The organism is uncultured Campylobacter sp. (assembly GCF_937997465.1).
In the GTDB taxonomy this organism is placed as follows: domain Bacteria; phylum Campylobacterota; class Campylobacteria; order Campylobacterales; family Campylobacteraceae; genus Campylobacter_A.
On record NZ_CALKTQ010000162.1, the window covers coordinates 1 to 5,643 of the forward strand.

The 5,643-nt window shown below is 45.5% G+C and carries 6 protein-coding genes; all 6 read right to left on the reverse strand.

Annotation, left to right across the window (positions count from 1 at the left end; genetic code table 11):
- Positions 1-509, reverse strand: a 509-nt coding sequence (gene fliF, locus Q0546_RS05155; protein WP_298791140.1) for a flagellar basal-body MS-ring/collar protein FliF, incomplete at its 3' end; no start/stop codon positions are given.
- The gene (gene hisC, locus Q0546_RS05160; RefSeq protein WP_298791142.1) at positions 510-1,610 is read right to left on the reverse strand and encodes a histidinol-phosphate transaminase; all 1,101 of its coding nucleotides are present in this window, start codon (positions 1,608-1,610) and stop codon (positions 510-512) included.
- A 1-nt stretch (position 1,611) separates the two neighbouring features.
- Positions 1,612-2,688: a prephenate dehydratase gene (gene pheA / locus Q0546_RS05165; RefSeq protein ID WP_298791144.1), complete on the reverse strand. Its 1,077-nt coding sequence runs from the start codon at positions 2,686-2,688 to the stop codon at positions 1,612-1,614.
- Positions 2,689-2,697: 9 nt separating this feature from the next.
- Complete coding sequence (lysA, locus tag Q0546_RS05170; protein WP_298791146.1) at positions 2,698-3,939, reverse strand: diaminopimelate decarboxylase; 1,242 nt, start codon at positions 3,937-3,939, stop codon at positions 2,698-2,700.
- A gap of 55 nt (positions 3,940-3,994) precedes the next feature.
- On the reverse strand, positions 3,995-5,056 hold the full coding sequence (locus Q0546_RS05175; protein WP_298791148.1) for an LptF/LptG family permease: 1,062 nt from the start codon (positions 5,054-5,056) through the stop codon (positions 3,995-3,997).
- A 331-nt stretch (positions 5,057-5,387) separates the two neighbouring features.
- Positions 5,388-5,643 (reverse strand): aminoacyl-tRNA hydrolase (locus Q0546_RS05180; protein ID WP_298791150.1); only part of this gene is annotated, 256 nt, incomplete at its 5' end.

Genomic DNA, 5,643 nt, shown 5'->3' on the forward strand with positions numbered 1-5,643 from the left:
GTGGCTCGCTCGGTAAAAATCGTTTCTTTTGGTATCGCTATGCGCACGATGGCTTTGTTTATCGGCGCTAGACTTTCGATCGTGCGGGCTAGCTCGCCCTCTAAAGCGCGCTGAAATTTAACCTTTTGCTCGGCATCGGTGGCGCCGAATTCTTGCTTATCGAAAATCTCAAATCCAACCTTACCGTCCTTTAAAATCCCAAGCGACGCGATCGAAATCCTCTCGCGGTAAACGTCCGAGTTTGGCACTAAAATCGTGCCCTCGTTTAAAATTTTATACTTTACCTTATCTTTTTCAAGCTGTTGGATTATCAGCGCAGAGTCTGCGGCGGAGGTGTTTTCAAAAAGTACGCTATAGCCGTCGTAGTTTTCGTTTGAGCTTTTGTGAATGCTCAAAAACACTAAAAAACCGACCACGAGCACGACCGAGCCCGCGGCGACTAGGCGCTGCCTTAACGAGAGGTTGTGATAGACCTGTCCGATTTGTTGAATTGCGGTTTTGAAATCCATTTACTTTAAATTTCCCCCAATTTGTTTTAAAACTACGTCGTTTTGATTCGGCAGTCCGATCGTTATGCGAACTGCGTTTAATCCGTAGCCTTTTAGATCACGTAAAATTATACCTTTTTTTAACAGATTTTGAGCAAGCTCGCTCGCGTTTTGACGCTCAAACTCAAAAACGATAAAATTCGTAAAGCTCGGCAGACGCTTTATGCCGTGAAGATCGGCAAATTTTTCATACTTTTTCATCTCCTCAAAGTTCGCCTCAAGCGTCATTTTTACGAATTCTTCATCTTTTAGCGCCTCGATAGCCGCTTTTAAACTAAGCGTCGTTATGTTAAAAGGCGCTCTTAGTTTGCCTAGCTCGCTCATCACGCTTTCTTCGCCAATACCGTATCCTACGCGCATACCGCCAAGACCATAAGCCTTAGAAAACGTACCCAGATATATCGCGTTTGGAAATTTAGCTATGAGTTCGCGAGGCTTTATCTCTTTTTTCGCGTCTTCAAATTTAGCAAACTCCTGATATGCGCCGTCGATAACCACGAGCGTATCGGCGTCAATCTGCTCTAAAAATTTATAGATTTCCTCGGCGTCTAGGCAGCCTCCTAGCGGGTTATTTGGCACACACAAAAATACCACTCCGATCTCGTCTTTTTTAGCCTTGTAAATTTGCAAAAACTCGTCTAGATCGTGCTCTTTACTCTCAGTTTTAAAAACCTTTGCACCCGCTGCTTTAGCGTAAATTTCATACATCGCAAATGTTATGCCCGCAGTTAAAATTCCCCTCTTTGCGTTTGCCTTTGCGTACACGGCAAATTCTATTATCTGATCGCTTCCGGAGCCTATTACGATAGATTTTGCGCTAACGCCGAATTTATTTGCCAGCGCAGCCTTTAGCTCAAAGTAGCTGTCGTCGGGATAAAGATGCATTTTATTTACTATCTCGCCGACTGCTTTTACTACCGCAGGGCTCGTACCGTACGGGTTTTCATTGCTGGCTAGTTTGATGACGTCTTTGGCGTCGATGCCGTATTCGCGCACGACTAGCTCGATAGGTTTGCCCGCCTCGTAGCTCACTAAATTTGCCAAATTTTCGTTAAATTTCATCTCATTCCTCCCACGCGACGTAGCTTCCTAGCCATGCAATCTCATGGCCGTAGCTTATCGCTTTTTGTATCGCTTTTTGGACGTTGTCGTCATCGATGTGCCCCTCGAAATCTATATAAAAATTCGCCTTAAATTCGCGCTGTTTTATCGGACGGCTCTCTAGCTTGGTGATATTTATACCCTCGTCTCTAAAGGCTAGTAGCAGCTCCACGAGCCCTCCGGGGCGGTGCTCGGTCTTTGCTAAGATTGATGTTTTATTTCTTTGCGCCCGCTCGTTTTTAAAATCGCTTAAGATAAAAAATCTCGTGCGGTTTGCGGCGTTGTCCTCGATCGTCTCAAACAAGATCGGCACGCCGTAAAGCTTGGCGGCGATCTTAGAACAGATGGCTGCAGAGTTTGGCTCGCTGCTAGCTAGCTGCGCGGCCTGCGCGGTTGATTTTGCCGGGATAAACTCGACAGCTGAAAGCATATGATCGTCTAAAAATTTGCGGCATTGATTGTAGCCTTGCGGGTGCGAGTAGATGCGCTTGATGTCCTTTAAATTTTCGCACTTGCTCGCAAAAATATGATGGATATCCATGTAAATTTCAGCCACGACCTTGACGCTATCAAACCGCCCAAGGCAGTCTAGCGTCGCGCCCACCGCGCCTTCTGTGTTGTTTTCTATCGGCACGACGCCATATTTAGCCTCTTTGTGCTTTAGTTTCGTAAAAACCGCCTCGATACTAGCTAACGGCAAATACGCGCTCATCGCGCCGAAGCGACTCTCGGCGGCTTGATGCGTATAGGTGCCCTCAGGCCCCAAATATGTGACTTTTTCGGGCATCTCGAGGTTTCTACTGACGGCAAAAATTTCAAGATAAATCGCCTCGATCGCGGCTTTATTTAAAAATGCGGAGTCTTGCCCCTCGAGGCGGTTTAGGATAGCTCTTTCGCGCTCGGGGCGGTAGATCGCGCTGCCACTGGTTTGCTTTAGCTCCCCAATCTTTCGTACGAAATTCATGCGTTCGTTTAGGCGCCTTAGCACCTCATCGTCGATCTTATCTATCTCGCTTCTAAGGTCGTTTATGTTTTGCATTTTCGCTCCCTAGCCTAAAAATTCTCGCTCCAGCGCCACTACGTCCTCAAAGCTCTCGCGGCGTCTTATCAAAAAGTCCTCGCCACCTTTTACTGCAACCTCCGCGGCGCGCCCACGAGTGTTGTAGTTGCTGCTCATCGCAAAGCCGTATGCGCCCGCTGATTTGATAACGACGAGATCGCCTGGGTTTAACGGCGGTAAATTTCGATCTTTTGCTAGAAAATCGCCGCTCTCACAGATCGGTCCAACCACGTCGCAAGGGCTAAATTTGAGCTCCCGAAGCTGCTCAGTCTTACACTCGCAAAGAGTCTTGCCACCGCTAATAGCAAAAATTTTATGCCAAGCCTGATAGAGGCTCGGGCGGATAAGGTCGTTCATCGCGCCGTCTACGACCACAAAGCGCTTGTTTTTGTTAAATTTCTCATAAAGCACGCTAGTTAGAAAATAGCCCGCGTTGCCGACGATAAAGCGTCCAGGCTCGCAAACTACCGTGACGTCCAGGCCGCTTAAATTTGCCAAAATGCCCTGTGCGTATTCGTATAGATCAGGTTCGCTCTCATCGCCGTAAACGATGCCAATACCGCCGCCGACGTCAAAAAATTTGATGTCGATTTGCGCAGCTTTTAGCTCTCTAGTCAAATTTGCCACGATCTTTGCCGCTTCGATAACGGGCTTTATGTCGGTTATTTGCGAGCCGATGTGACTGTGGATACCTACGGGTTCTAGATAAGGCGAGTTTTTGGCGTGTAGATACATTTTTTTTGCCGTTTGCAGATCCACGCCAAATTTATTTTCGTTTAGTCCGGTCGAGATGTAAGGGTGCGTCTTGGCGTCGATGTCTGGATTTACGCGGATGCTGATGCGAGCGGGCTTGCCCAGCTGTTTTGCGATATCCTCCAGGCGGTTCATCTCGGCTTCGCTTTCTAAATTTATCATCAAGATTTCATTTTCCAGCGCAAATTTAAGCTCGTCGTCACGCTTGCCTACGCCGCTTAGGATGATCTGGTAGCTTTTAGCTCCGGCTAGTAGCGCGCGCTTAACTTCGCCTACGCTCACGCAGTCAAATCCGGCTCCAAGCCCGGCTAAAAATTTCAAAACGCTTAAATTTGAGTTTGCCTTAACGGCGTAGCATACGAGAGATTTTCTAGCGTGAAACGCTTTTTTTAGCGCTTCGTAGCGGTGCGCCATGTAGTCAAAATCGTAAATGTAAAGAGGGGTGCCGTATTTTTGTGCTAAATTCGTAAAATCCATAACCGACCTTGTTTAAAAATAGTTAGATTTTACAAAAATTTTGCCTAAATCTCTCTTAACGACTCCCAAAACGCAGATAAAAAGCGTATGCGCTGAGTAAAATTATCGGCAAAAGCACGCCAATCTCGGGCGAGACGACGCCGTTTCTAGCAAACCTCATCATCACAAAAAGCGCACCCCAGACGCAAAGCGAGGCGATCGTAAAGATAAAGCTTTTTAAGGCGAGATTAAAAAATCGTCCCGTAACCGGCAAAAAATAGTAAATGATGAGCACCATAAACGGCGCAAAAAAAGGCGCAAAAGCGAGGTTATAAAGCGTAGTTTTGGTCGAATTTAACCCGACACCCTCGTCCTTAAACGCCAAAATGTAATCCACCGCATCGGGAATCGTGATCGCCGAGCTCTCCGCCGACGCGCTTTCTATAGTTTTTGGTTTAAAATTTTCAAGCGTTTTTAGCTCGCTTGGCGTTTTGATATCGAGTCCTTTTTCGCCGAGCTTAATATTTTGCGGCAAATTTACGATTTTAGCATTCTTTAAAAGCCACGCATCATCCACAAATCTCCCGCTTTCGCCAAAGGTCGCACTACGCAGATTGCTACCGTTTATGTCAAATATCCGCACGTCTTTAGCCTCGCCGCTAATAGGATTTAGGCTATCCATGTAGACAAATTTACCCTCGAATTTTAAGAAAATATCCGAGCTCGTGCGCGATAAATTCGAGAGTTTCACGATATTTCGCCCGTACTCGTAGGCGTAGGCAAAAGGCGTGAAATTTAGCCCGACGTAAATGAGCGTGATGGCAAGCGCAATGCAAAAAGGTGGCTTGATCAGGCGATTTTTATCGATACCAAGCGCATAAAAACTAACTAGCTCGTTGCTGCGAATCATACTAAATTTGCTAGTTATGAGCGCAAAAATGAGCGCAAGCGGTAAGACGTAGTTTACCGCCGTAAGCGAGGTAAGGCCAAAGTAAAGCAGTTTTAGATTCGCGCTTGCGGGCATATCTTTTAGGTTGGTTAGGATGTCGATGCCGACGTAAAAAAGCGTGAGCGCGATGAATAAAATCATGAAATATTTAAAATAAAGCCAGCCGACGTAACGCGCGTAAAGGTTCATTTATGGCCTTTTAAATCAAATTTTGCGTACGCGGGGCATCGGACAAGATCGAAGCTCTCAAAAATACTAAATTTAAACAGCTCTGTTTTTTGGGTGAAATTTAATAAAAATACGGCTCTGGATAAAAGGCGAGTCTGTGAAAAAACCGTTTTTTTCGTAAATTTTATAAATTTGCAGGTAAAGTTTTGAAGTAAATTTATAAAATTTACGGTAAAGAAAATTAAGAACAAAGCTTTAAAATTGGACTCTAAATTTAACCGATTTTTGAGTGCTTTAAAAAGCCGCAAAATTTGAGAAACCACAAAAGTTGCAAATGCCAAATTTAACCCGCTCACAAAATGCCTTTTTTGGTTGAAAATTGTTGCGAAACGGCGTCGATGTCGTTTTTTATTAGCTCATTTAGCGCGTTTTCACAGTAGTCCAAAATTTTTTCCAGCCCCTCTTTTTCCTCTGCGTTAAATTCGCCAAGCACGTGGCCGGTTACTGCACTTTCTCCTTTATGCATACTTCTGCCGATACCGATACGAACGCGCTCGTAATCTGCGCCCATTAACGCGTCGATTGACTTTAGACCGTTGTGTCCACCG

Excerpts from the sequence above, each read along its gene's own strand:
- hisC (WP_298791142.1), bottom strand. The coding sequence starts at position 1,610 with ATGAAATTTAACGAAAATTTGGCAAATTTAGTGAGCTACGAGGCGGGC.
- pheA (WP_298791144.1), bottom strand. The coding sequence starts at position 2,688 with ATGCAAAACATAAACGACCTTAGAAGCGAGATAGATAAGATCGACGAT.
- lysA (WP_298791146.1), bottom strand. The coding sequence starts at position 3,939 with ATGGATTTTACGAATTTAGCACAAAAATACGGCACCCCTCTTTACATT.
- Q0546_RS05175 (WP_298791148.1), bottom strand. The coding sequence starts at position 5,056 with ATGAACCTTTACGCGCGTTACGTCGGCTGGCTTTATTTTAAATATTTC.